Source organism: Paenibacillus sp. EC2-1, from assembly GCF_049311625.1.
In the GTDB taxonomy this organism is placed as follows: domain Bacteria; phylum Bacillota; class Bacilli; order Paenibacillales; family Paenibacillaceae; genus Paenibacillus_AQ.
This window is the reverse complement of record NZ_CP186006.1, coordinates 1361504-1387641: the sequence shown is the minus strand read 5'-3', so window position 1 is coordinate 1387641 and position 26138 is coordinate 1361504. Positions and strand designations below refer to the sequence as shown.

Genomic DNA, 26138 nt, shown 5'->3' with positions numbered 1-26138 from the left:
TTAATCCTCCTGATTGTGACTAATCCATAGCTGGATCTGTTCCGGACTCCACGGGATGTAACTCCCCTGCTTTATGTCCTGTAGTATATCGATTTCATGTATTTTTCGCAAAAGCTTTTGCCTAGCAGGTGAGGTGCGAACTCGTTCCTTGACCGCCGTACGCATGGTATATAAAAAATCCAGATACGGCTCAACCCCATCATCAAGTTGCTCATCCAAATGACTGCATATCTCTTTGACTGCAAGGGGACCTGCTCCTGACGTAGATACTGCAACAGTCAACCTTCCACGTCTAATGACAGCAGGATTAATAAATGTACCTGATTCTCCGCTGCTGGCCACATTGACCAAAATCCCCAGTCTATTGGCTTCCAAAGCGACGGCCTCATTCACTTTCGGATCATTCGTAGCTGCATGAACTAGAAAAGCAGAATTCAAGTCTCCATCTTCATAATTCTTGGCCGTCCATTGAATCATCTTAGACAAAACTAAATCATAAAGTCTGCTACTTATTGAAGGGCTAATAATATGAATCGAGGCACCTGCAGCAAGGAGCGACTCCACCTTTCTCTCTGCAACTGCCCCTCCACCTATAACCAAGCAGTTCCGTCCCTCGCATTTGAGCATAACTGGAACATATGAATTCATCTCATCACACTCCTGACCAACTGTGAAAGCCAGACCATGCGTTTAATAGGAAGTTCACAACGATAAATACAAAACCAATGATAGCCCAGATGGCTGTATCATAACCGGATTGCTTCTGAATACGTCGGCGCACAAAATAATAGATATAAACACCAAGGGCAACCGTAGTGGATAGCACCTTTAAGTCAGCCAAAAGAGTCCAGCGTCCTTCCGTAGCAATCGATAACACAGCAACTATTAATGACAATATTAAAACCGGCGTTCCCAATAGCAATGCAATGTAGGAGTACTTATCTAAAATTTCAAGACTAGGCAATCTCCGAACAATATCATTCCATTTCTTGTGCTTTAGCTTACGATGTAGAAACATATACATGGCCGCAAAGACCGCGCCAACGGTTAATGCAGTAAAACTAATACTTGCAAGGGCAATATGCAGAATAAGCATGCCATGGACAGTCTGCCAGCTCTCCAAAGTATTATATCCTGTCGTTATCCAGAATCGATTAAGGAACATAACACAAAAGCCAATGGTGTTCATAAGCAAGGGTGCAAATTCAGTTCGTTTCATAAATATGACGACTAGAGATGTGAGCGTAACACTGAACGAACACATCAGTAAGAAGTCAAAAGAGGTAAACACAGGGATCGTTCTCGTCTCCGCGACTCGTAATCCTATAGCTCCTCCTTGAAACAACGCAGCAACAACAAGAAGCCCTGTGCCTATCCGCTTCGCTGCCCGATTGCGAGATACACAATCCGAGATAAAAAACAGTAGGCTCAGGGCATAGATACAAATGCCAATATCATAAATTAGGTTCAACGACATGTAATAACTTCACCCACCTTAAAAAACTGCAGGGGCCAGTGGAATACGGGCCTGTTTCTGCTCATCAGGTTGATCCGCCAATTTCACCAAAGAATCAACCTCGGCTGGGTTAACGTTATTCTGAGCTTTACGATCTGCTCTTCGTTCGTTTTCTTCCATCACGTTCTCCAAAGCAAAGATTTGTGTGAAATAATCCAATGCTTCTCCGCCATGCTTTTCGCCAGTCATTTCTTTGATCCGGTTGATCGGATCATGCATCATCTGATTCACGATACTTTTGGTGAGACGACGGATAACCTTGCGCTGGCGTTCATCCAGTTCAGGTAACTTGTTAAATAAACTTTCAAGGGTATCCTCATGTATCGTATTGGATTTATCCTGCAACGCGCGAATAGCGGGTCTAACACCTAACGTCTTTAACCACTGATGAAAGGCATCCATTTCCTCTTTGATCATCACTTCAATCTTGGCTGCTTCCGCGCGCCGCATCTCCATATTGCTCTCCACAATTCCTTCGAGATCATCAATATCATATAGGAACACATTCGATACTTCTCCTACTGCAGGGTCAATATCACGTGGTACAGCAATATCGATCATAAACAATGGACGTGAGGGCCGCTTCTTCATACTTTTCTTCACGAGCAACGGGTTAAGTACATACTCATTCGCCCCAGTAGAGCTAATAATAATATCGACTTCGTGCAATCGATCCAGTGCTTCATGCATACCACTTGGTGTTCCCTTGAACTTACGAGCAAGCTCTTCGGCACGGGCTATTGTTCGGTTAGCCACAATAACTTCAGCCGCACCATTCGCATATAAGTGCTTAACGGTGAGTTCACTCATTTTGCCAGCACCGAGTATAAGCACTTTCTTGTCACTAAATGTTCCGAATATTCTTTTTCCTAATTCAACAGCAGCATAGCTGACAGAAACGGCACTCTCTCCGATAGAAGTCTCCGAATGAGCTCGTTTGCCAAGTGTTACAGCCTGCTTAAATAGCATATTGAACCAAGTACCTGTTGCCTTTTGTTCTTGTGATTCAAGAAAAGCATTACGAACCTGTCCTAAAATCTGCGTCTCCCCAATAACCATGGAATCAAGACCACAGGTTACTTTGAACAAATGGGAAATCGCCTGCTCATCTTCATATATATATAGATGCTGAGTGAATTCTTCACGCTTGATGTTAAACCACTGCTCCATAAAACCACGGATAAAGTAGCCGCACATAGAGAGTCGATCGACAACTACGTAAATCTCAGTACGGTTGCAGGTAGCGACAATGACGCCCTCCAATACGCTCTTGGTTGATTTCAACAATTCCAACGCCTCTGGTAGATCTTGCTCCGCAAACGTAAACCGTTCTCTGACTTCTACAGGCGCCGTGCGATAATTCAACCCAACAACGACGATGTGCATTTCTTGTTCACCTGCCTATTGGTTATTAAAGCTTTCTGTATCCATATAATTCACTAATTCATTACAATATAAACGACTGTTTTAACCATGATAATTATATCATAGTATGTCGAAAAACCTTGTCTATTTTATGAAATGTTTATGAAGTGGTCAGTTCTTTAGAAAATCTATCACATAAAATAAATAACCATGGAAAAATCCATGGTTATCAGTATACACATTTTGGAGGCTTAATGAATTACACCAATTCAGCCTGCTTCATTTCGGGCGTTTCTACGCTCATTTCGCCTAAACCGCGCACGAGCTTTTTCGCGTAGCATTTTTCCGGTTTTAGAACGGATACCAGGTAATCAATAGCCAATTGCGGATCCACCGTCTCCCCGCAGGTATAACAGTCAATCGCAGCAAAACCTCTCTCAGGATAAGTATGAATAGAGAGATGGCTTTCCGACAGCAGTACAAGTACCGTTGCACCTTGTGGTTCAAATTGCTTGGACTGCACGGACATTACCGTTGCTCCACATGCTTCAGCGGCTTCCACCATCTGAGCTTGTAAATATTCAGCACTGTTCAGTAGTTCAAAATCGACTCCCCAAGTATCAACAGCAACGTGTCTTCCGAAAGTTGAGTATTCCATCTTCCGGTTTCCCCCTTCCTAGGAATAAAATGTTTGAAAAATTTCATCCGCTAGGACCTACGTCATTCACTTCCCGAGGGAATAATCTCTCGCAACATTACATGTCCTGAGTGAATCCTGGTTCCTATATTGTTTTCAACGAGATTAAAAATAACATCAATATGATCGAAATGCAATACATTTTTGAAAAATGATCATATTTATTTTACAGATCAGCATATGACGACAAATAAAGGTTTGTTCATGGTGGACAAGTTGTTTTTATAGGTTGTTTCATGTTTTTAAACCATTTCAATCAAAACAAAAAAAGCCCCCGATAAATCGGGAAGCTTTCGTAATTTAGTGTGATTCCTTAAGCCTCTAGAACGAATAATCGCTGATTATAGTTTCTTAGCTGCTCATCAATACGCTCAATTATGCAAGGTGAAACAGTAGTAATACGTTGATCCAAAAGATCGTTAATATTCCGTTGAATAGACTCGATCTCTCTCTCTGTTTCATTGCTGTTGAAAAGGCGCTGCAATTCCCCTGTTGTATTCTTGTATTCATACACCAGACTACAAGCGTCCTCCGCTAGTTGTGCAATTCGTTTCACTGCACCTTCATGATAGTCGTAGCTCATAATGAATCCACGATAAATCCGATTTACCTTTCCTGAACCTTTGTAAGCTGAAAAAAGCTTACGTACAGCGTTGGTCAGCTCCGAGGTCACTAATCGGCAGGACAGCTCACAGACATAAAAGCCATCTTTGCGTTCAAAAGGCAAATGAACTTCTTCCCCGCTTTCGTCTTCGAGCACAATCTCCTGCCCTCCGCCGTCCATTACTTTAACCCTGAAATTAATCTGGGAAGCAATAGTACTCTGCAGAAATTGATTCATTTGAACGTCCGTCATTTGCATGGTGGCATTAACATATTCTGTGGCTAACCTATGAGCCATAAAAATCTCCTCAATTCTTTTAACGATCCTTATGTCCATTATACCGCAGGCCACAAGGATATTTCCTGTCAGCCGATTGAGATTATTCAGCAAATTTCATAAAAAAACGGTTTAAGACGGAATTTCCCTAACAATTTCAAAGGGATTCTCACTTTCATACAGAAAATACACCGTATCTCTATGATATATGATGAAAAGTGAAGGCACAGCAAATCAGTTGGCAAGCTATTATTCTTGCCCTTGGTCTCCTAGAAAAGACTCATTTACGTCCTCGCTAGATGCTTCGTCCATTTCAGCATAATTTGTATAAGACTCAATAATACTCCATAATTCATCTTTACCCAAACCAGTTTCAGATGAAAACATGACCATGGAATGATGTGGCTTAAAGCCTAGTGTTTCCTTCACGATCTTAATATGTTTTTGCCAGCGGCTACGCGGGATTTTGTCAGCTTTCGTAGCTACAACACAAACATCGCGATTATAATACTGCAACCAATCGTACATGATGATATCGTCTTTAGAAGGCGGATGACGAAGATCCACGACCAGAAGCACAAGTTTAAGCTCATCACGATTTAACAAATATTTCTCGATCATTTCTCCAAATGCCGCACGCAGTGTTTTGGAGACCTTAGCATAACCATATCCAGGAAAATCGACTAGGTATAAGTCGTCATTCGCACGGTAGTAGTTAAGTTGCTGTGTTTTACCTGGGGTTGAGCTTGTCCGGGCCAGGTTCTTCCGAGCCAGCATCCTATTAATAAGTGAAGATTTACCCACGTTGGAGCGCCCTGCCAGAGCAACCTCTGGCAAGGCATCTGTAGGGTACTGATCGGGACCTACAGCACTGATAACAAACTCTGATTTCGTAACTTTCATTTCAAGTAATTCCTCTCTAGTGCACTCCCGCTTGCTCCACCAGCGCGTGCTGGAGCACCTGATCCATATGAGAAACAGGAACGAATTCAATGTCGTTCTTTACGCTGTCCGGGATATCACGCAAGTCCCGTTCATTGTCTTTCGGGAGTAGAATTTTTTTGTAGCCTGCTCGGTGGGCCGCAAGGGATTTCTCCTTCAAACCGCCTATAGGCAATACCCGTCCGCGCAAGGTGATTTCACCTGTCATGGCCACATCACGAGCTACATGTCGCTTCGTTAACGAAGATATGAGCGCAGTGGCAATCGTAATTCCTGCCGAAGGGCCATCCTTTGGAATTGCTCCCTCAGGAATATGAATGTGTACATCAAGCTTCTCATGAAAATCCGACTCAATTCCAAGCTCTGCCGCCTTGGAGCGCGTGTAACTGAATGCGGCTTGAGCAGATTCCTTCATAACATCGCCAAGCTTACCTGTAAGCGTCAGCTTGCCTGTACCTGGCACAGCGGTAACCTCAATCGTAAGCGTCTCACCGCCAACCTCTGTCCAAGCAAGGCCCGTCACGCTCCCCACTTGATCCTCAAGCTCAGCCATACCATAACGGAACTTCGGAATGCCAAGGTAATCTTTGATATCTTCCTCACCAATCGTGATGACTTCAGAAGCATTGGTCACAATTCTTTTAGCTGTTTTACGGCATAATGCCGCAACCTGCTGTTCAAGATTCCGCACACCTGACTCACGCGTATACTCACGGATTACCTTTAACAAAGCCTCTTCACTCAGCACGAGCTGTTCCGCTTCCAATCCATGCTCGCTTTTCTGCTTCGGAAGCAGGTAGCGTATTGCAATCTGCAACTTCTCAAGTTCCGTATATCCCGGAATATTAAGAATCTCCATTCGATCAAGTAATGGACGTGGAATGCTATGCAGTGTATTAGCTGTCGTTACAAACATGACCTGTGACAGATCAAACGGAATTTCAATAAAGTGATCGCTGAATGTATTATTCTGCTCAGGATCAAGCACTTCCAATAGGGCCGATGAAGGATCTCCCCGGAAATCAGAAGCCATCTTATCAATTTCATCAAGTAAAAATACAGGGTTTTTAGAACCTGCTGTCTTCATTCCTTGAATAATACGGCCTGGCATTGCACCAACATAGGTGCGTCTATGACCTCGAATTTCCGCTTCATCTCGAACGCCACCAAGAGAAATACGTACGAATTTACGTTCAAGAGAACGAGCTATCGAACGAGCAAGTGAAGTCTTGCCGACCCCTGGGGGGCCAACTAAACAAAGAATCGGACCTTTCAGCTTCTTGACGAGCTTCTGAACCGCCAAGTATTCTAGAACGCGCTCTTTCGGTTTCTCCAGACCATAATGATCCTCATCGAGAACCTGCTCCGCTTTCAAGATATCCAGGTCATCCTCGGTCTGTTTCGTCCAAGGCAATGCTAGGAGCCAATCCACATAGTTACGGATGACACCGCCTTCCGCTGAACTCGATGGCATTCTCTCCAGACGATCAATTTCCTTCTCTACCTTCTCTTGTACACGCTCTGGAAGTTCAAGCTCCTTCAGCTGGTTGCGAAGTTCCTCTACTTCTCCAGTACGCCCTTCTTTCTCACCTAATTCTTTCTGGATCGCTTTCATCTGCTCACGCAAATAATACTCTTTCTGTGTCTTCTCCATCTGCTTCTTAACACGCTGATTAATCTTTCGCTCGAGCTCAAGTACTTCACGCTCATTGTTCAAGATATCAAGCAGTTTCTCCAGACGTTTCCGAACATCAATCGTCTCCAGAATTTCTTGCTTATCCTTAATCTTAAGGGACAAGTGACTTGTAATTACGTCCGCAAGGCGTCCCGGCTCTTCGATATCGGATACCGCGGCCAGTGTCTCAGGCGTCACTTTTTTGGACAAATTGATATAATTCTCAAATTGTCCCAGAACTGTTCTCATTAGAGCTGCAACTTCGGAATCGTTATTCTCTTCTTCAGGAAGTTCACGCGCGAGGACTTCATAATAATCCTCGTTATCCGTATATTGAATAATTTCCGCCCGTTCCATACCTTCCACAAGCACACGTATGGTACCGTTCGGAAGTTTAAGCATTTGTCTTACATTCGCTACTGTACCGATTCGAAAGATATCCTCTTGCGTTGGTTCTTCAATGTTCACTTCCGATTGAGAACATAGGAGAATCAAATTGTCTTCAACCATCGCCTTTTCTAATGCCTTAACCGACTTCTCCCGACCAACATCCAAATGCAATACCATACTTGGATAGACGAGAAGTCCTCTTAAAGGCAACAAAGGAAAACGACGACCTTTGGATTTATTGGGTCCCATCGCTTTCACACCTCCAATGGCTCTCAATGTTGACACTATTCCTATTTTATCAAATCTTCGTATAAAAAACCAACAAGTTGAGTATTAACAGCTACCAGCATCTGTAATTTGCCCATTGTGCGGCTGTGTGGCTTGTAACAAAGAAGCTGAGGAAGCAGAAAACTTCTCTGCTTGAGACATTTGAACCACACCTGGTGTAACAGCACCACCAAATACTTGGGTAAACACTTCATCAACAGATTCAACCGGAATCACTCGCAGCCCATTCAGATCTTCAAAAAGAGTCTGCCAATTGTCTTTCGGTATAATCACCACTGTCGCACCGGCCTGAAACGCTGCCTCCACTTTAGCAATAACACCGCCGATCGGCTTCACTTTACCGTGAATGCTGATCTCACCGGTCATGGCTATTTTGTTGTCGATTTCGAGCCCCGTAATTGCTGATACAATAGCTGTTGCCATCGCAATCCCAGCAGAGGGACCGTCGATCGGTGTACCACCAGGGAAGTTGATATGCAGATCGAAATCCTTAGGATTAAATCCCATCGCTCCTAATACCGTAAGTACATTTTCTATCGAACCTTTAGCCATGCTCTTACGTCGAAGCTTGCGAGAAGCACCACCGAACTCCTCCTCATCAACCACACCTGTAATGTTATAGATTCCTCTTCCTTTTTCAACTGGTACAGCAGATACCTCAATCTCGAGCAGCGCACCCATGTTCGGCCCATACACCGCTAATCCATTCACAAGCCCTACCTGTGGTTTTTCCGGTATCTTTCGATCGGGTCTTGGCTGTAGCTGACTACTGCTCGCCACCCACTCCACATCAGCTGCTCGGAGCGTCTCACGTTTCTCCGTGAGAGCAAGACCTGCTGCTAGCTGAATCATGTTAACGGCCTCACGCCCATTCGTCGAATAACGTTTTACAACCTCCACAGCTTCTGGACATGGCATCAAACCGATTTTTTGTATGGCATCCTCAGCAATTTGTCCAATCTCTTCTGGGAGCAATGGACGGAAAAAGATTTCCATACAGCGTGATCTTAATGCAGGGGCTATTTCTTCAGGTGAACGTGTCGTTGCTCCTACTAAGCGGAAATCGGCGGGTAATCCATTTTGAAAAATATCATGAATGTAAGCCGGTGTATTGGTGTCTTCCGAGTTATAATACGCACTCTCAAGTAGAACTTTGCGGTCCTCCAGCACTTTTAACAGCTTATTCATCTGAATGGGGTGCAATTCACCGATTTCATCAACAAATAAAATTCCACCATGGGCTTTCGTTACAGCACCTGGCTTAGGCTGGGGAATCCCAGCTACCCCCATGGCACCCGCACCTTGATAAATCGGGTCATGAACCGATCCAATTAGTGGATCTGCAATACCCCGCTCATCAAAACGCGCAGTCGTAGCATCAATCTCAGTAAATTTAGCATCGTATTTAAATGGAGACTGCGGATTTTTTTTAGCCTCTTCCATCACAACACGAGCCGCTGCTGTCTTCCCTACTCCCGGAGGTCCGTATACAATAACATGCTGAGGATTACCACTACAAAGAGCAGCTTTTAATGCACGCAGACCATCTTTTTGGCCTACAATATCATTCATCGTCTGAGGGCGCGTCTTCTCAGCCAAAGGTTTAGTAAGTGAAATGGAGCGCAATTTACGTAGCTTATCCAATTCTTTACGAGATTCACGATCTACCGCTGTTTTACTCGTCTTTTGTCCTCGCAGCAAGTTCCAAAAATAAACGCCGATAATCACTGCAAAGAACAGTTGAACCAGCATAATCACAATATTCAAATTCATAAGTCATTCCTCCTGTTTCTCCATTCATGTCTATTACCACACGTTAATACATGATAGTATTGCCTGTTAATCGGATGGTAAAACGACTCTTTGAAAGGAATTACTAAGAATCTGAATAAGAATAGGAATAACTAGTCCAAAAAAGACCACCTGAGATTGAAATCTCAAGTGGCCAGTTCTTTTTTTGTATCATTTTCGACTAAAAGTACTACGAATGTTTATGTTTACACACCCGTCTTATGTTTACGACCAGGGATTTCTCCCGTCTCTTCATATACTTTAACAATATGATCAATCTCTTTTTTAAGCTCTTCGACCATCGTAGCCTCTGGTACTTTACGTATCATTTCTCCATATCGGAACAGCAGGCCTTCGCCTCGTGCCCCAGCAATACCGATATCAGCCTCTCTGGCTTCACCAGGACCATTCACTGCACAACCGAGAACAGACACTTTAATTGGCACCTTAACATTCGCAATATATTCTTCCACTTCATTGGCAATCGAGAATAAATCGATGTCGAGTCTGCCGCATGTTGGGCAAGAAACAAGTGTTGCCGCATCCGAGATCAGGCCAAATACTTTCAGCAGTTCACGGCCTACCTTGATCTCCTCTACCGGATCGGCGCTGAGAGAAATTCGCATGGTATTACCAATACCCGCGGACAATAAAGTTCCTAGTCCAGCAGCACTTTTCACCGTTCCAGAGAATAATGTACCCGCCTCTGTAATTCCAAGATGTAGCGGATACGGAATCACCTCAGCCGCTTTCGTATAAGCCTCTACAGCCATTGGGACATCAGAAGCTTTGAGTGAAACGATAATATCGTGGAAATCAAGTTCTTCCAAAATACCGATATGATATAACGCACTCTCTACCATAGCTTCCGCTGTTGGATAGCCATATTTCTCAAGCAGATGATTCTCAAGAGAACCTGCATTTACACCAATACGGATCGGAATTCCTTTTTCCTTACATGCTTTAACAACCGCTTCGACTTTTTCACGTTTACCAATATTCCCTGGATTAATACGTACTTTATCAATACCATTCTCAATCGCTGCAAGAGCAAGCTTATAATTGAAATGAATATCAGCTACTAGAGGAATATGAATCCGTTTCTTAATTTCCTTAATTGCCGCAGCCGCTTCTTCATTGTTAACCGTAACACGTACAATCTGACAACCTGCTTCTTCCAATCGCAAAATTTCGGCAACCGTTGCTTCAACATCCGCGGTTTTGGTCGTGCACATGCTTTGAATAATGACTTCATTGCTTCCGCCGATTGTGAGGTTCCCCACTTTTACGGGCCTTGTGTCTTGTCTCAAAAACATGGTTTATCTCTCCCATATAACGCCAAAGCTCCACCTCTGCCCTCAAAAAATAAAGGGCGGGGGTGGAGAATTGGCATTGATTTATTTCAAAAGTGCTTTAATTTAAGCACTTTCTTCTTGTTTTTTGTCATCGTTACCATTTGCTTGAAGTTCAGGAATTACTTTATCTTGAACCACTTTCTCTGTAATCACGCAATCAGTAATGTCATCACGGGATGGCACTTCATACATCACATCTAGCATAATGCCTTCAATAATGGAACGAAGTCCACGTGCACCGGTATTACGCTTAATCGCTTCACGAGCGATAGCTTCCAACGCTTCCGCTTCAAACTTCAGATTAACGTTATCCAGCTCAAGCAACTTCTGATACTGCTTCGTGAGTGCATTCTTCGGTTCAGAAAGAATCCGAACAAGAGTCTTCTCATCAAGCGGCTCCAGTGTAGAGATGACTGGCAGACGTCCAACAAATTCTGGAATCAGGCCGAATTTCAGAAGATCTTCTGGAAGTACCATTGTCAGGTATTCACCCGGTTTAAGCTCTTTCTGGCCTTCACCCGATGCATTAAATCCGATAACCTTCTTACCGATCCGGCGTTTAATGTATTGCTCCAGACCATCAAATGCACCACCACAAATGAACAAAATATTCGTTGTGTCGATCTGGATAAATTCTTGATGAGGATGCTTACGTCCACCTTGAGGAGGAACTGAAGCTACAGTGCCTTCCAAGATCTTCAATAAGGCCTGTTGTACACCTTCACCTGAAACATCACGCGTAATCGATGGATTCTCGGATTTACGAGCCACTTTATCAATCTCATCAATATAGATAATGCCGCGTTCTGCCTTCTCCACATCGAAATCTGCAGCTTGAATGAGCTTAAGCAAGATGTTCTCCACATCTTCACCAACGTATCCCGCTTCGGTCAGGGAAGTAGCATCTGCAATTGCAAAAGGAACATTCAAAATTTTAGCCATCGTCTGTGCAAGCAATGTTTTACCCGATCCTGTTGGACCAAGCAGCAAGATATTACTCTTTTGCAACTCAACGTCTTCAACTTTATTTTGCGTATTAATACGCTTGTAGTGGTTATAAACCGCTACAGAAAGAGACTTCTTAGCTTGATCTTGACCAATAACATATTGGTCTAAGATATCGCGAATTTCACGTGGTTTCGGGATATCCTTGAGGTCAACTTCTTCCTCGTGACCGAGTTCCTCTTCCACGATCTCAGAGCACAAATCAATGCACTCATCGCATATATAAACGCCGGGTCCAGCAACTAGCTTGCGAACCTGCTCCTGCGATTTACCGCAGAAAGAGCATTTCAGCTGCCCTTTATCATCGTTAAATTTAAACATTAGATTACCACCTCTTAAGATTTGATCGGTGAAGACAGGACCTCGTCAATAATTCGGTAAGCTTTCGCTTCCTCCGCGCTCAAGAAATAGTCGCGGTCCGTATCACGTTCAATTTTTTCAAGGGATTGCCCCGTGTGTTCCACATAGATACGGTTTAGCTTCTGTCTAGTCTTGATGATCCAATCTGCGTGGATTTGAATATCAGAGGCCTGGCCTTGAACTCCCCCGAGCGGTTGGTGAATCATAACCTCACTGTTCTCGAGTGCAAAGCGTTTACCCGGCGCCCCGGCAGTTAACAGCAACGATCCCATACTTGCGGCCATACCGACGCATATGGTAGATACATCAGGCTTGATGAACTGCATCGTATCATATATACCCATCCCGGCTGTTACAGAACCACCAGGAGAATTGATGTACAAATGGATGTCTTTTTCCGGATCTTCTGCAGCCAAAAACAATAGCTGTGCAATGACAAGATTGGCGACATCGTCATCGATCGCACTGCTGAGGAAGATGATGCGATCTTTCAGTAATCGGGAGTAGATATCATAGGATCTCTCTCCTCGATTGGTTTGTTCCACAACCATAGGTACAAGACTCATGCGACCAACCTCTTTTCCTTGAAAATATACTTGAGCGTTACACAAGATATTCTAACATGTTCAAAGCGCCATGTCATTTTTTAACCCTGTTTACATTCTATGAACTTCTCAAAAATTATATCCTGCCAACTTGTTTCATTATGTATTCTATATGTACTCTTTCAAAAATACCCATTTCATGTCATATTTAGTAATAAAATGGGTGTTTATGGTTAAAAATAAGGCACGTCATTAAAGTACGTGCCTTATCCATTGTTAGGGCAGCTTCTGCAGCAGCCTTATTTTATTCTTCTGTAGCTGTTTCTTCTTTTGCAACCGGTGCGCCTTCTACGCTGTTTTCAAGCAAGAAGTCGATTGTTTTGCGAAGAACCAGTTCTTCACGAAGGCTGTCAAGGGAACCGTTAGAAGCCAAGATGTTACGAATTTCGTCAACAGGACGCTTGTAAGTTTCAGCCATGTTGTTCAACTCTTCGTTGATTTCTTCTTCTGTAGCTTCAAGCTTCTCGTCTTTAGCGATTTGCTCAAGAACAAGGTTGTTACGAACGCGCTTTGTAGCGTCATCCTTCATTTGACCTTCCAAATCAGCGTTTGACTGACCGGAGAAGCTGAGGAACATTTCAAGGTTCATACCTTGTTGGCGAAGACGGTTGTCGAAATCACGCATCATGTTTTGAACTTCGGATTGTACCATTGCTTCAGGAATGTCGATTTCCGCATTAGCTGCAGCTTTTTCAACAACTTCGTTCTCACGAACGCCTTGAGCTTCTTGCTCTTTACGCTTCAACAATTGTTTCTTCAAGTCTTCTTTGTACTCATCAAGCGTGTCGAATTCACTAACATCTTTAGCAAACTCATCATCCAGTTCAGGAAGCTGTTTGCGCTTAATTTCGTGTACTTTCACTTTGAAGACTGCTTGTTTGTTAGCAAGCTCTTCTGCATGGTAAGTCTCAGGGAAGGTTACTTCAACGTCTTTGAAGTCGCCAGTGCCCATACCGATAACTTGCTCTTCAAAACCTGGAATGAAAGTGTTGCTTCCTAGTTCCAAAGAGTAACGCTCAGCTTGTCCACCTTCAAAAGGAACGCCATCAACGGATCCGTCGAAGTCGATAACTGCGATGTCACCAGAAGCTGCTGTACCTTCATCGATTACTGCAAGCTCAGCATGACGCTCTTGCAAGCGCGTGAGTTCTTGAGTCAATTCTTCGTCAGACACTTCAGCTGTAACAGCTGCTACTTCAAGACCTTTATAGTCTCCAAGCTTCACTTCAGGTTTAACGGTTACTTTCGCTTTAAACTTGAAAGTTTCACCTTTACCGAACTGCTCGATATCGATTTCCGGACGATCTACAGGGAAGATAGCTGTTTCTTCAATAGCTTCTCCGTATACTTCAGGAAGTAGGATGTCGATAGCGTCTTGATAGAGGCTCTCTACTCCAAAACGTGCTTCGAAGATTGAACGAGGTACCTTTCCTTTACGGAAACCAGGTACATTCGCTTTTTTAACTACTTTATTAAAAGCTTTGTCGAGGGCGCCCGCTACGCGGTCCGCTTCAACCTCAACGTCAAGAACGCCAAGGTTCTTCTCTATTTTTTCCCAAGTTGCTTTCATTTATGCTTTCCCCTCCAAAATAATTCACGTGGTCGGCGTAGATAATGTATCCCGTACCGAATAACCACTATAGTATAAACAACATTAAATCCTTTTTCAAGGGCGAACCCTTGTGGCATCATACGGAAAGCGTTTCCCATGCTTTAAGAATCCTCTACACCTGCTGATACAAATTGTTTAAGAGAGCGATATGCCCCTTCGTATCTGAATCGCATGGTATCGGTAATTCCATAATAAGATCGGATTTCCTCTTCGTCACGAACGCCTTTTAAACTCTCTGAGACGATGTCGTGCAATGCAGCCGCCCAGATATCCAGAGTAGACTCCTCATCATCAAGCATAGACTTATAGTCTGTTGTTCCGTAAACCGCCATGACGAACTGAGACCACAGTTCCTGAGCAAAATAAAACAAGGTAGGCTCATGGATCTCTGTTTTCTCAGCCACACGATCAAGTATTTGAAGTATAGCATCCGGAAACTCGCCTTGGCTTAAAGGAACTTGTTCTACCTCAATTTCTACGGTCTCAGAGCCTCTAGGAAGAGTAACTACACTTGATAATCCCCGGCGACGTAGGGTTTGCAGCACACGGAATTGCAGCAATGGATGTAAAGCACGCTCTTTAATCCACTCTGTAAGTGCCACATCAACCTCTGGTCGATCAAGATATGCTAGTTGTTCTAGTGCTAGTACTGTCTGTTCGGTTAGAGGACCGTTCATTACCGTTTCAAGTAGTTTATCAGCGTATCCGGCATCCTGAGAGAGTTTATCTTGAACCATGCGGCGAGTCATCTCCGCCTCATTCTCATCACTCTCATCCTCTGCCTCTTCTTCGCTTGGAATTGCTGATGAAGATGATGGAAAAGCAGCTTCCAGCCACTCTAACAGCGCACGCCATTCTTCGTAATTCCGTTCACTCTGGCCTTGGCACTGAAGCAGGAACCGGAGGAGCTCCATCGCCTCCCCGTAACGTTCGTTTTCGAGCATGACGGTGAGTTGTATTTGATAGTAATCCAATGTCTTCGGAAACAGGATGATGTTTTTGTCTTCTTGGTCTGGGGAGTTGGAGTCCTTTATAAGGACACCCCCTTTCTTTTCCGTTTTCATATTTGTAGATTATAGCATATCCTCTGCAAAGTTAAAAAAACACAAACCGCAGAAGTTTTTGCTCAATAACAGTGAAAGATTCATTGCATTAATATCGTAAGAATTATATATATCTAAACTATATAACACGATATACAAGACCTTAATCGCATATAAAAATTATTAATCCAAATTAATATGTTGCAATTATTTTTATCGCATGGTATGATATTTCCTGCTTGAAAAAACGTGTCCCAGTAGCTCAGCTGGATAGAGCAACGGCCTTCTAAGCCGTCGGTCAGGGGTTCGAATCCCTTCTGGGACGTCCTAAGAAAAGTCGCCAATTATGGCGGCTTTTTTGCGTATTCCAGAAGGTGAGAACCCCAAATGGGGGTTCGTCGCAGCATACGCTTCGTTAGCATTTGCTTCGCAGTCGGCCCGTAGGGGCGTACCCCGGTCTGGGACGCCCTAAGAATAGTCGACAATTATGGCGGCTTTTTTTGCGTATTCCAGAAGGTGAGAACCCCAAACAGGGGGGCGTCGGAGCATGGGCTTCGTTAGCATCCGCATCGCAGTCTCTTTGAGGACAGACGATCCGTTATTTTGGTTATATTCTCAATTTGTGAGTATAAGCGGACAGACAATCCGTTAATACCAACAAAATTCGTGAAATTAGTGTGTTTGGAATAAATAACGGAATCTCAGTCCGCGTAGCACGAATTACAGAACTATTTCCACATATAACGGTTTTTCTGTCCGCATACCCTTCTATTTCCAAAATTCCATTGCAGTGACAACATATCTAAGCACATAACTATCGGTTATTTTTAGCGCAAATTATTGTTTATTTTAAGATTCCTTATTTTACCCCATACTACCTAAAAAGTAGTTTACATATATAAGGAGGCTCTTAACATGCCATTATGGCTTACATATGCTCTACTCTCTGCGGTTACCGCTGCGCTTGTAGCAATCTTCGGTAAAATCGGGCTGCAGAACATTGACGCGAACGCTGCCACTGCGATCCGTTCCGTTATTATGGCTTTATTTTTGCTCGGAGTCGTTGCGGTGCAGGGAAAATTTTCACAGCTTGGTGAGATTTTGTTACAGAAAAAAGCACTCAGCTTTATCGTGCTAAGTGGTGTTGCGGGCGCTCTGTCATGGCTCTTTTATTTTTTGGCATTAAAATATGGCAAGGTATCGCAAGTAGGGCCCATCGATAAGCTCAGTGTGGTGATTGCTGTTATACTGGCCTTTGTATTTCTTGGTGAGAAAATATCGTGGATCAATGTTGCCGGCGTTGCCCTAATTGCTATCGGGGCTCTGTTAGTAGCTGTAAAATAAGCTCAGAGTTCGTGTTCGTTCCATCAACCAAGACTGTTTGAGACGGTCTTGGTTATTATCGACTTTGACTTCCAATAGATAAAACCTATAACTATCATAGTATTTATATATTTCAAATTATAACTGAAGTCATGCACAATAAAGGAACCAATCGTTAAGGAGTGGTCTTATGAGTTCAGCCCAAGTGTGGAAACCAGAGGATTATGACAATCAGATTTCTTTTGTATCAGCCTATGGAAAAGGGTTAATCGAACTTCTAGCCCCTCGTTCAGGAGAACAGATTTTGGATCTCGGATGCGGCACTGGTGACCTTGCTAAGGAGATCTCGGATGCAGGAGCTTTTGTTGTAGGTATGGACTACTCCCAAGAAATGATCAGTAAAGCCCAAGAAAAATATCCTTCGCTCCATTTCATTACAGGAAACGGAGAAAATTTTAGCTTAGACACACCCGTTGATGCGGTGTTCTCTAATGCTGCGCTGCACTGGATGACAAATGCAAAAGATACATTAGCCTCAGTGTACCAAGCTCTAAAACCAGAGGGGCGTTTTGTAGCTGAATTCGGGGGAAAAGGGAATATTGCAGCGATTGTGAATGCGATCGAAGAGGTCCTCTCCTCTGATTACAACATCGACCCAAAAGCTAGTAACCCCTGGTACTTTCCAAGCATTGGAGAATACACTTTTTTACTGGAGAAGATCGGATTTCGAGTAACATTAGCCCATCACTTTGACCGCCCAACAAGACTTCACGGAGGTAAGAATGGGATCAAAGAATGGCTGCACCATTTTGGACAATGTTTTTTCACTGAACTCACACGAGAGGATCAACACGAAGCTTTTGAAAAAATAAGTCAACTTACGGAACAATCACTATGGAAAGACGATGCCTTTTGGGCAGATTATAAAAGACTTCGAGTTGTTGCATATAAATGATGGCTTGCTTTTCTGAAAATATTAGTTATAATGTGGAAAAACAAAATACGAGTTCAATGATTGGGAGAGTAATGATCGACATCGATGTCTAAGCGAGCCGGGGTGGTGGGAGCCGGTACAGGTGAGTTCACGAAGCGGACCCATGAGAACGGTCTTCTGAAATAATTCAGTAGGAAGTCCCGGTTTACACCGTTATAGTATCAAGTGGTTAGACCTGCCGGTTTAACAACGAGAGTGGTACCGCGAGCAATAGTCCTCGTCTCTTATGAGATGGGGGCTTTTTTTTATTTTCTAAGGGGGTATGACATGTGTTAAGTCAGTTCATTATTACAGGGATCGAAAAAGCTGTACAACAGGTCGTCTCATGCATAGAGGAAGTCAAACTACCTGATTCATTTCAAGTAAAAATCGAGCAACCCGTAAATATGGAGCATGGAGATTACTCAACGAACATTGCCATGCAACTTGCTAAACCCTTACGTAAGACACCCATACTAATCGCAGAGCAAATCAAGACTGAACTTGAGCGAGATGAAGCTTTCAGTATGTTGATTCACCGTATTGAAGTTGTGCCGCCAGGCTTCATTAACTTTCACATCCATTGGCCCAGCTGGGCACATATGAAGTTTGAACTGCCACCTTTGTCTAAGAACAAGGTTGTAATTGAACATACTTCGATCAACCCTAACAAGTCTGCCCATATTGGGCACTTAAGAAATTCCTGTATCGGAGATACCCTTGTTCGGCTCATGAGAAAAATCGGATACAAGGTAGAAGTTCACAATTACATTGATGATCTAGGCAATCAACTGGCAGATACGGTTGTGGGCATTCAAAACATATCATTATCCAAAGATCATCTTCGTTTCGGAGATTACTGCTGGGATATTTACGCAGCCATCAATAAGGCTTATCAAAATGATCCAGAACTCGTTAAACAAAGAACCGAAGTACTCCATGCACTAGAGGAAGGAAACCACAACCTTTCATGGATTGGGCTACTTGTAGCAGAGCGAATCGTCAGAGAACACATCGAAGAGATGAAGCAATTCGGAATCGAATATGACCTACTGGTCTGGGAAAGCAGTATCGTTAGAGAAGGGTTCTGGGATACGGCTTTCGAGTTACTTAAGCAAACATCATTATTCCATCAAGAAACTGAGGGGAAGCTCGCTGGTTGCTGGGTTCTGAAACAGTCGACGAACGAGCCAAGTGACGACCATGAGGCTGAGCACAGCATCGATAAAGTGCTTGTTCGTTCAAATGGCATTTTGACCTATACAGCAAAAGATATTGCATATCATTTGTGGAAATACGGTCTGCTACAAAATGATTTTGTATATAAAAAGTTCACTGGGGATGTATGGACAACTGTATCTCACGGTGAGCACCAATCATTCGGTCAAGCTGATACCGTCATCAACGTCATTGATTATAGACAGCAATACCCCCAGATGATGGTCAAGCAAGCGTTAGAGGGTCTTGGATTCACCAAGGAAGCAGAAAAACTTCGCCATGTCAGTTATGGAGTTGTGTCGTTAAGTCCTTCAGCTGCGTCTGATCTAGGAATCGATACATCTGACGGAAAATCTTCTTATGCCATGTCCGGTCGTCAAGGAATTGGCATCAAGGTTACAGAACTGATCCAACGGATGGAAGATGTCATCGAAGATTCCCGTTCCGACAAGAATGGTCTGTCCAGTCGAGAAATCGCCATCGCCTCCATCCGTTACTATCTGCTGCGTTTCGCTTTACAGACAGAGGTCGTGTTTGATCTGAAGCAAGCTACAGAAATATCCGGTAATACAGGTGTCTATCTACTTTATTCTTATGCTCGTGCCCTGAGCGTCCTAAACAAGGCTCAAGACAAAGGTGTGATACCTCTAGTCCCAGAACAATTCCCAAATCTTGAAAAAGCAGAGCACGCTCTACTTAGACATATTAGCACTTGGCACGATTTATTGTATGCTGCGAGCAAAGAGCTCACACCAAGCTCACTATGTAATTATGCATATGAACTGGCTTCGCTCTTTAATAACTTCTATGCCGCATGCCCAATCCTTAAGTCCGAAGGAGATGTACTCCATTTACGCGTATGGCTGACATCGATCTATAAAGATACGCTAGGTGAAGCTCTAGAGGTTCTTGGTTTGCCAACCCCGAGCAGAATGTAATAGAAATAACAATCCCCCGCTTTTCTTGTACATGAGAAACGGGGGATTGTTTATCTTTCTTCTATATTAGTGCTGCAAACCGCGTAAAGTCAGTTTCAAATTGTAGCCACTTTCATTGGGCGTGATTTCCGCAATGATCCAGTTAACTGCCAGACTCTGTTTTAGCTTCTCTAGCTGTTCTTCCTGTAGATAGAGATTCTCAATAATCCCTTCGCCTACCGAAAAATCGGATTCTGAGCTTAATTGGAATGTTTCTTCAAGCCATATTTTCAAACCGTTCTTCGTATTAAATGTAATTCGATACCCTGCAGCGGCGGCCTTCTCTAATTCTTCACCATGCTCCTCTGCATAACTAAACAGCTCGGCATAATCAAAATGGCCGTTCTGGGCCAATTCGAATGACTCAATCTTACCTGAACGGATCGCATTCAAAAGTTCTTCACCTTGGAGGCCGCAGTTGCGTGCATGTTCCAATAAAATAGCTGTACGTTGCGAAATCTTCGTTTCTGACATTTTGTTCTCTCCTCTATGTATGATCATTGCGAATCAGCTATATAGTACTGCTCCAGTATAAGACTTTTTCACAAAATTTGTATAGAGCATGGGGTTCTCACCTTCTGGAATACGCAAAAAAGCCGCCATAAAAGGCGGCTTTTCTTAGGACGTCCCAGACCGGGGTACGACCCTTCGGGCCGACTGCGATGCGGATGCTAACGAAGCCTATGCTCCGACGAACCCCCATTTGGGGTTCTCACCTTCTGGAATACGAAAAAAAAGTCGCCATAAAGGCGACTTTTCTTAGGACGTCCCAGACCGGGGTACGGCCACTTCGGGCCGACTGCGATGCGGATGCTAACGAAGCCTATGCTCCGACGAACCCCCATTTGGGGTTCTCACCTTCTGGAATACGAAAAAAAAAGCCGCCATAAAGGCGACTTTTCTTAGGACGTCCCAGACCGGGGTACGACCCTTCGGGCCGACTGCGATGCGGATGCTAACGAAGCCTATGCTCCGACGAACCCCCATTTGGGGTTCTCACCTTCTGGAATACGAAAAAAAAGTCGCCATAAAGGCGACTTTTCTTAGGACGTCCCAGAAGGGATTCGAACCCCTGACCGACGGCTTAGAAGGCCGTTGCTCTATCCAGCTGAGCTACTGGGACAAAAACTATGTAAAACAGTAACGAAATATATTATATCGCATCTTTGGGATTTTTTAAAGAAGAATTTTGTTTGGAACATTTAACATATGAATCAGTATGTCCCTTACAGGGTAATATGTATGATAAATACAGGATTCGAAAGGGGCCTCTTTATGCGGCAATTACTCTCGTCATTATCGTATTTCAGTATCTTTTTCGCACCATTCATTCTACCGATTGTTGTATGGCTCATCTCAAATGACGACTATGTAAAAAAACATGCTAAAAGAGCGTTGTTCTCGCATGTATTCCCTGTGATCGCTGCGGTCATATTAATTATCATGGCCATTGGTGCTGGCTCTTTCGGTGCCGTTCTAGGGTATGTCATCCTCTTTGGAATCATATATTTTGGAGCTTTTATATACAATGTGATTCAAGGTATACAAGTGCTTCGGGAATACGCTTAAAGCCCCAAAATCCACGAGTATAAAAAGGATCAGGCCTAACAGGCCTGATCCTTTCGCTTATTTGGTTGTAATCAACACCATCTGCTCATTCTTATCCCATTTGACCTCGCAACCAAGTGCAGCCGCGACAAAACGTAGTGGAACCATCGTTGTTCCTTGCACCGAGCGCGGTGCGGAGTCCAGCGCTACTGCCTTCCCATTCACCGTCGCCTGCTTTGAGCCCATCTTCAGCTTAATGTTCGTCGTTCCTTTGCTCGAAGTAACGGTCTGCGATTTCTGATCCCACTTGACAGAAGCCTGAAGAGATTCGAATATCGGACGCATCGGTACCAGCACACTACCGTTTACCATCATTGGCGCTTGAGCGTAGGACTGAAGTTGACCGTTGATTTTAATACGGATCGGTTCGGCCCCAATTTCTTTTCCAGCTTCATCATAGTATTTCAGCTTTACACTACTAACACGGCTATCATTATAGTCCATCCGCAGTGTTGTTGTTTCATTAGCTAACATAAACATTGAATCCGTATCTGATCCCAGGGAACGCCCCTTTGAATCATAAGCTGTAGATTTCACTGTAATTCGCTGACTCTTCGTTCCATTCTCTACACCAATGGTAACCACCAACTTGTTGTTGATACGTGTTTTTCCTTCAGCAATAATTTTAGGTGTCTGGCTCGTTCCTGTTAAGAAGACTTTTACACCAGAGACCGCTTTTCCTGATTCAAGCTCTGCTTCGAAATTACCAATTTCCTTAGCGGTTAAATAACCCGTTGTCGTGTTGACCTCCAGCACTTTTCCACTTGAATTACTACCCACTACAATAACACCAACTCTGCCACCTTCATTACGATTTTGAATAGATCCGGTAATGACCAGTTTTCCATTCTCTACACGACTTCCCGTCTGGAGAAGTTTCACCGCATCCTCAGTAGAATCAATAACCATTGCTTTCACGCTTTTAATCTGGTTTACGGCTTTCAACTGAATATTATATGTAGCTACCTCACTACCCATTAAATAACTACTTCCTGAATTCACTTCAACCGCTTTACCGTTAGCATCATAACCTACGACAAGCATCCCCACACGGCGACCCTCACTAGCATTCAGCACAGCACCAGATACCTCAATGCTTCCTTTCTCTGTACGTGTACCGTACTCAAGAAGTACGGCTTGGTTACCTGAGGGTTCTGCTGGTAGCACCTTTACCTCTTTAACTTTACTTCCACTTACCAAATCCACTTCAAAGGTTTCAATCTCATTGCTCATGAGATAAGTTGAGTCTCCAATCACTTCTATGACTTTACCTTTCTCATCGTAACCAACGACGATAAAGCCCGCTGTCGTCCCTCTACCTCCATTACGAACATCAAAGCTAACCTTCATCTTTCCATTGACCAGTTCCTGTGATGAATCTACCACGGTAATACCCGTGGCTTCCTCAGCCTGTGCAGATGGCTGGATGGTCCCAAATACCATACTCAACGCCAGCATACCTGCCATGATTGTTTGAATCAAACGATTTTTCAATCTTATCTCTCCTCATGAAGTATTAGTGAATATTGCCACACTAACCCAACATTATAGGGATACCTGATAAACAATCATATAGAGGACAAGCCTCATTTCCAAATTATTCATGATTAGGAATAAAACCGATTCAAACCTCCTATGTATTCTTCATAAAAGTCCCACTCAATTCATCCTATAACTTATATTTTAAATTGCGAATACACGCAAAATTTCAATTTCATTTGACAAAAACCAACAAAACAAAGAGACCTCGCCTATTAAAGCTGGTCTCTTCAAAATGTCCTTGCATACTCAATAAATGGAGCAACTAATTATTAAATCGTCCATTCAACTGCTGGCTCAAATTGCCGATAGATAAAAGTTGCTGTTTAAATTGCTCTCGTTCCTCTTCCGCAGTGGCTATGGCACTGTTCTCAAAAGCGACATCGGTAGCATCCTCATAGGCGTTGTGCATACTATTATCGAACCAATCGTGCGTAAGGGACGCGTCACTGCGGACAACCTTCACTAATTCATAGCCTCCAAGCCGTGCTGATGGTGCCAGATATGCCAAAACTACAGTATCTGATTCAGAAGTTGGATAAACCTCCACCTCAGCACAAGGTGTGCCATTCACATTCGTCATACGCCGAATTTTAGCATCTTTAATCGAGTACATATTCGCCTCTCCTTTCATTGATCCGCAAAATGAGAAAGTAACCGAAACTGCTGCATTTGGGTCTTTGTTTCTGGCGTTCCTAATCGATAAATCGTCATATATACTCGATCCAATGAATCTTGGAACACTGCATTTGTGCTCTGCTCAGGTGTATCAGGCCAAGGAAAAACATACCCCGGAAAAGCCTCTTCCTCCTTCTCCTGCATTAAACCGAGCTCCATTCGCACTTGGTTGGCTTCCTCAGGAGTAGCTTCAATCTCCCACTCATAAGCACTTGCTCCCTGTTCGTTCATAACTGAGCGGCTCTGAACGGAGACGTAATATTTCGACTTGTCCATGTCGCCCTCACCCCTTCACATTGAATTCGTTCTCCCTCATAGTTTTCGTTAAAGGACAGACATTTTATGCCCTACTTCGGCATATATCTGTATCACTTTGGCGATTTAGATCAAAAAAGAAGGACAGCGTATGACAAAGACAATAGAGAGGATGAACCGTCATGTGCGGAATAACCGGATTTATACAATGGAGCGGCGACTTAACCCAGGACTCACAGTTGCTGGTTAGAATGACTGAGAGCATAGCCCACCGCGGTCCTGACGGCTCAGGAACTTGGATATCCAATCCTTGTGCATTTGGACACCGACGGCTCAGTGTTATTGATCCGGAGAACGGTGCTCAGCCTATGATTATTCATCAGGAAGAGGACGTATACGCCATTGTATATAATGGAGAGTTATATAATGCTGCGGAATTGAAAGACGAATTGATCCAAAGGGGACATCGTTTCAAAACGAAATGTGACACCGAGGTCCTCCTCGTATCCTATATCGAATGGGGACCGGATTGTCTGGAACGCCTGAATGGAATATTTGCCTTTGCCATTTGGGATAGCGTAAAAGAACAAGTATTTCTTGCTAGGGACAGAGTTGGGGTTAAGCCTCTGTTCTACAGTTACATTGACGGTACACTCATCTTTGGATCAGAACCTAAGGCACTGCTTCAGCACCCAAAAGTCGAACCCGTTGTTGGTCCGGAAGGCTTGGCGGAAGTGTTCATTGTTGGCCCTGCACGAACACCTGGCCATGGTGTGTACAAAGATATATTTGAACTTAAACCTGGTCATGCCATGATATTTAGTCGGGGAGGACTCCGTAATTATACGTATTGGAAGCTCACAAGCAGACCGCATGAGGATAATGAAGAACAAACAGCAGCACATCTGCGTGAACTGCTATTTGATACGGTTCAAAGACAACTCGTATCCGATGTTCCTGTGTGCTCCCTTCTATCCGGTGGTCTTGATTCCAGCGCCCTTTCTGCCATAGCTGTTGACTACTACAAACAGACGGGCCAAGGACAAATTCATACGTACTCTGTCGATTATGTAGATAACGATAGGCACTTTAAATCTCATTCCTTCCAGCCCGGAGCAGATGCCCCATGGATTAAGCGGATGCATGAGGAGCTTGGAACGGCACATCACTGGATTGAGTTCGATACCCCTGAGCTGGTTGAGGCGCTTGAATTATCCACTCAAAAACGAGATCTTCCTGGTATGGCCGATGTAGACGCTTCCTTGCTCCTGTTTTGCCAGGAGATCAAAAAAGGAGCCACAGTAGCTATTTCTGGTGAAGCCGCGGATGAAATATTCGGCGGATATCCTTGGTTTCACAGAGAGGATATGCTGAACTCAGGAACGTTCCCTTGGTCTGTGGCACCAGATATGCGTGCAGGGCTGCTCTCTCCAGAAATCCGGGAATGGATTTCTCCCCTCGAGTATTTGGGAGACCGGTACAGCGATGCCGTGGCAGAGGCCCCGATCCTTAAAGAAGAAACAGGACAGCAAGCCAAAATGAGAATCATGTCTTACTTAAACATCACTCGCTTCATGCCAACATTACTTGACCGGAAGGACCGGATGAGTATGGGTGTCGGACTGGAGGTGCGTGTCCCTTATACAGATCATCGTCTGATCGATTATGTGTGGAACATCCCATGGAGTATTAAAACAGCAGGAGTTCGAGAAAAGGGAATTCTGCGGAAATCACTTGAGGGAGTTCTTCCGGATGATGTACTCTATCGCAAAAAGAGCCCTTATCCCAAAACCCACAATCCTAACTACTTGGCAGCTGTAAAACAGCAGGTTCTTTCCATTCTGGATGACCCTACTTCACCATTGTTACCTCTGATAGACACCAAAAGAATTCGTGAGCTCGCGTCTTCTCCTGATGCATCATCAAATTTACCTTGGTTCGGTCAGCTGATGTCAGGCCCTCAGCTGTTCGCCTATTTGGCCCAAGTGAATTACTGGCTGAAGGAGTACAATGTAGCCATTAGGTAAAAAAGTCATGAAATAC

Annotated in this window: 22 protein-coding genes, 2 tRNA genes and 1 other annotated feature; of the genes, 6 read left to right on the top strand and 18 right to left on the bottom strand. The window is 43.8% G+C overall.

The genetic code is table 11. The features are described 5' to 3' along the window. The 13 genes from ACK8P5_RS06465 to ACK8P5_RS06405 form a co-directional block, all read right to left on the bottom strand. Entirely contained in the window at positions 1 to 648 is a 648-nt protein-coding gene (locus ACK8P5_RS06465; RefSeq protein WP_422660151.1) for a precorrin-2 dehydrogenase/sirohydrochlorin ferrochelatase family protein, read from the bottom strand. A gap of 4 nt (positions 649 to 652) precedes the next feature. Then, entirely contained in the window at positions 653 to 1477 is an 825-nt protein-coding gene (gene ccsA / locus ACK8P5_RS06460; RefSeq protein ID WP_422660150.1) for a cytochrome c biogenesis protein CcsA, read from the bottom strand. 18 nt (positions 1478 to 1495) lie between these two features. After that, complete coding sequence (gene hemA, locus ACK8P5_RS06455; RefSeq protein ID WP_422660149.1) at positions 1496 to 2902, bottom strand: glutamyl-tRNA reductase; 1407 nt, start codon at positions 2900 to 2902, stop codon at positions 1496 to 1498. A gap of 238 nt (positions 2903 to 3140) precedes the next feature. Continuing rightward, positions 3141 to 3539, bottom strand: a complete 399-nt coding sequence (gene speD, locus ACK8P5_RS06450; protein ID WP_422660148.1) for an adenosylmethionine decarboxylase — start codon at positions 3537 to 3539, stop codon at positions 3141 to 3143. 352 nt (positions 3540 to 3891) lie between these two features. Next, on the bottom strand, positions 3892 to 4479 hold the full coding sequence (locus ACK8P5_RS06445) for a non-ribosomal peptide synthetase module (protein ID WP_422660147.1): 588 nt from the start codon (positions 4477 to 4479) through the stop codon (positions 3892 to 3894). A gap of 228 nt (positions 4480 to 4707) precedes the next feature. Continuing rightward, positions 4708 to 5361, bottom strand: a complete 654-nt coding sequence (yihA, locus tag ACK8P5_RS06440) for a ribosome biogenesis GTP-binding protein YihA/YsxC (RefSeq protein WP_422660146.1) — start codon at positions 5359 to 5361, stop codon at positions 4708 to 4710. Between the two features lie 16 nt (positions 5362 to 5377). Continuing rightward, positions 5378 to 7714, bottom strand: coding sequence for an endopeptidase La (gene lon / locus ACK8P5_RS06435; RefSeq protein WP_422660145.1), 2337 nt, complete (start codon positions 7712 to 7714; stop codon positions 5378 to 5380). Between the two features lie 84 nt (positions 7715 to 7798). After that, entirely contained in the window at positions 7799 to 9526 is a 1728-nt protein-coding gene (gene lonB, locus ACK8P5_RS06430; protein ID WP_422660144.1) for an ATP-dependent protease LonB, read from the bottom strand. A gap of 224 nt (positions 9527 to 9750) precedes the next feature. After that, entirely contained in the window at positions 9751 to 10860 is a 1110-nt protein-coding gene (gene ispG / locus ACK8P5_RS06425) for a flavodoxin-dependent (E)-4-hydroxy-3-methylbut-2-enyl-diphosphate synthase (RefSeq protein ID WP_422660143.1), read from the bottom strand. A 102-nt stretch (positions 10861 to 10962) separates the two neighbouring features. Further along, positions 10963 to 12225, bottom strand: coding sequence for an ATP-dependent protease ATP-binding subunit ClpX (gene clpX, locus ACK8P5_RS06420; protein ID WP_422660142.1), 1263 nt, complete (start codon positions 12223 to 12225; stop codon positions 10963 to 10965). A gap of 14 nt (positions 12226 to 12239) precedes the next feature. Next, complete coding sequence (clpP, locus tag ACK8P5_RS06415) at positions 12240 to 12830, bottom strand: ATP-dependent Clp endopeptidase proteolytic subunit ClpP (protein ID WP_422660141.1); 591 nt, start codon at positions 12828 to 12830, stop codon at positions 12240 to 12242. Positions 12831 to 13113: 283 nt separating this feature from the next. Next, positions 13114 to 14439 carry a trigger factor gene (gene tig, locus ACK8P5_RS06410; protein WP_422660140.1) on the bottom strand — a complete coding sequence of 442 codons (1326 nt, stop codon included), beginning with the start codon at positions 14437 to 14439 and terminating at the stop codon, positions 13114 to 13116. A 143-nt stretch (positions 14440 to 14582) separates the two neighbouring features. Continuing rightward, entirely contained in the window at positions 14583 to 15545 is a 963-nt protein-coding gene (locus ACK8P5_RS06405; protein WP_422660139.1) for a hypothetical protein, read from the bottom strand. 230 nt (positions 15546 to 15775) lie between these two features. Here ACK8P5_RS06405 and ACK8P5_RS06400 point away from each other — a divergent pair. The 4 genes from ACK8P5_RS06400 (at position 15776) to ACK8P5_RS06385 (ending at position 19976) form a co-directional block, all read left to right on the top strand. After that, positions 15776 to 15849: transfer RNA gene (locus tag ACK8P5_RS06400), tRNA-Arg, on the top strand. A gap of 590 nt (positions 15850 to 16439) precedes the next feature. Further along, entirely contained in the window at positions 16440 to 16868 is a 429-nt protein-coding gene (locus tag ACK8P5_RS06395; protein ID WP_422660138.1) for an EamA family transporter, read from the top strand. Between the two features lie 169 nt (positions 16869 to 17037). Further along, on the top strand, positions 17038 to 17802 hold the full coding sequence (locus tag ACK8P5_RS06390; RefSeq protein WP_422660137.1) for a class I SAM-dependent methyltransferase: 765 nt from the start codon (positions 17038 to 17040) through the stop codon (positions 17800 to 17802). A gap of 47 nt (positions 17803 to 17849) precedes the next feature. Continuing rightward, positions 17850 to 18069, top strand: a binding site (T-box leader). 41 nt (positions 18070 to 18110) lie between these two features. Further along, positions 18111 to 19976, top strand: a complete 1866-nt coding sequence (locus tag ACK8P5_RS06385; protein WP_422660136.1) for an arginine--tRNA ligase — start codon at positions 18111 to 18113, stop codon at positions 19974 to 19976. A gap of 66 nt (positions 19977 to 20042) precedes the next feature. On the opposite strand, the gene ACK8P5_RS06380 is transcribed toward ACK8P5_RS06385, so the two are convergent. Both ACK8P5_RS06380 and ACK8P5_RS06375 read right to left on the bottom strand, forming a co-directional pair. Beyond that, positions 20043 to 20489, bottom strand: a complete 447-nt coding sequence (locus tag ACK8P5_RS06380) for a hypothetical protein (protein WP_422660135.1) — start codon at positions 20487 to 20489, stop codon at positions 20043 to 20045. Positions 20490 to 21064: 575 nt separating this feature from the next. Beyond that, positions 21065 to 21138 (bottom strand) — tRNA-Arg (locus tag ACK8P5_RS06375). Positions 21139 to 21290: 152 nt separating this feature from the next. Between ACK8P5_RS06375 and ACK8P5_RS06370 the strand changes: the two genes are divergently transcribed. Then, complete coding sequence (locus ACK8P5_RS06370; RefSeq protein ID WP_422660134.1) at positions 21291 to 21584, top strand: DUF4870 domain-containing protein; 294 nt, start codon at positions 21291 to 21293, stop codon at positions 21582 to 21584. A gap of 57 nt (positions 21585 to 21641) precedes the next feature. Here ACK8P5_RS06370 and ACK8P5_RS06365 read toward each other — a convergent pair whose 3' ends face one another. From ACK8P5_RS06365 to ACK8P5_RS06355, 3 genes are all read right to left on the bottom strand, one after another. Next, positions 21642 to 23117, bottom strand: coding sequence for a copper amine oxidase N-terminal domain-containing protein (locus tag ACK8P5_RS06365; protein ID WP_422660133.1), 1476 nt, complete (start codon positions 23115 to 23117; stop codon positions 21642 to 21644). Between the two features lie 310 nt (positions 23118 to 23427). Then, positions 23428 to 23778, bottom strand: a complete 351-nt coding sequence (locus ACK8P5_RS06360; protein ID WP_422660132.1) for a hypothetical protein — start codon at positions 23776 to 23778, stop codon at positions 23428 to 23430. Between the two features lie 14 nt (positions 23779 to 23792). Continuing rightward, a complete protein-coding gene (locus ACK8P5_RS06355; protein WP_422660131.1) occupies positions 23793 to 24116 on the bottom strand; it encodes a hypothetical protein in 324 nt (107 codons plus the stop codon). Positions 24117 to 24334: 218 nt separating this feature from the next. Between ACK8P5_RS06355 and asnB the strand changes: the two genes are divergently transcribed. After that, a complete protein-coding gene (asnB, locus tag ACK8P5_RS06350) occupies positions 24335 to 26122 on the top strand; it encodes an asparagine synthase (glutamine-hydrolyzing) (RefSeq protein WP_422661394.1) in 1788 nt (595 codons plus the stop codon). Positions 26123 to 26138: the final 16 nt, after the last annotated feature.

Coding starts and splice junctions, on each gene's coding strand:
- ccsA (WP_422660150.1), bottom strand. CDS start 1,477: ATGTCGTTGAACCTAATTTATGATATTGGCATTTGTATCTATGCCCTG.
- ACK8P5_RS06380 (WP_422660135.1), bottom strand. CDS start 20,489: ATGTCAGAAACGAAGATTTCGCAACGTACAGCTATTTTATTGGAACAT.
- lon (WP_422660145.1), bottom strand. CDS start 7,714: ATGGGACCCAATAAATCCAAAGGTCGTCGTTTTCCTTTGTTGCCTTTA.
- tig (WP_422660140.1), bottom strand. CDS start 14,439: ATGAAAGCAACTTGGGAAAAAATAGAGAAGAACCTTGGCGTTCTTGAC.
- ispG (WP_422660143.1), bottom strand. CDS start 10,860: ATGTTTTTGAGACAAGACACAAGGCCCGTAAAAGTGGGGAACCTCACA.
- ACK8P5_RS06445 (WP_422660147.1), bottom strand. CDS start 4,479: ATGGCTCATAGGTTAGCCACAGAATATGTTAATGCCACCATGCAAATG.
- yihA (WP_422660146.1), bottom strand. CDS start 5,361: ATGAAAGTTACGAAATCAGAGTTTGTTATCAGTGCTGTAGGTCCCGAT.
- ACK8P5_RS06405 (WP_422660139.1), bottom strand. CDS start 15,545: ATGAAAACGGAAAAGAAAGGGGGTGTCCTTATAAAGGACTCCAACTCC.
- ACK8P5_RS06395 (WP_422660138.1), top strand. CDS start 16,440: ATGCCATTATGGCTTACATATGCTCTACTCTCTGCGGTTACCGCTGCG.
- lonB (WP_422660144.1), bottom strand. CDS start 9,526: ATGAATTTGAATATTGTGATTATGCTGGTTCAACTGTTCTTTGCAGTG.
- ACK8P5_RS06465 (WP_422660151.1), bottom strand. CDS start 648: ATGAATTCATATGTTCCAGTTATGCTCAAATGCGAGGGACGGAACTGC.
- hemA (WP_422660149.1), bottom strand. CDS start 2,902: ATGCACATCGTCGTTGTTGGGTTGAATTATCGCACGGCGCCTGTAGAA.
- speD (WP_422660148.1), bottom strand. CDS start 3,539: ATGGAATACTCAACTTTCGGAAGACACGTTGCTGTTGATACTTGGGGA.
- ACK8P5_RS06360 (WP_422660132.1), bottom strand. CDS start 23,778: ATGTACTCGATTAAAGATGCTAAAATTCGGCGTATGACGAATGTGAAT.
- ACK8P5_RS06390 (WP_422660137.1), top strand. CDS start 17,038: ATGAGTTCAGCCCAAGTGTGGAAACCAGAGGATTATGACAATCAGATT.
- ACK8P5_RS06370 (WP_422660134.1), top strand. CDS start 21,291: ATGCGGCAATTACTCTCGTCATTATCGTATTTCAGTATCTTTTTCGCA.
- clpP (WP_422660141.1), bottom strand. CDS start 12,830: ATGAGTCTTGTACCTATGGTTGTGGAACAAACCAATCGAGGAGAGAGA.
- ACK8P5_RS06355 (WP_422660131.1), bottom strand. CDS start 24,116: ATGGACAAGTCGAAATATTACGTCTCCGTTCAGAGCCGCTCAGTTATG.
- clpX (WP_422660142.1), bottom strand. CDS start 12,225: ATGTTTAAATTTAACGATGATAAAGGGCAGCTGAAATGCTCTTTCTGC.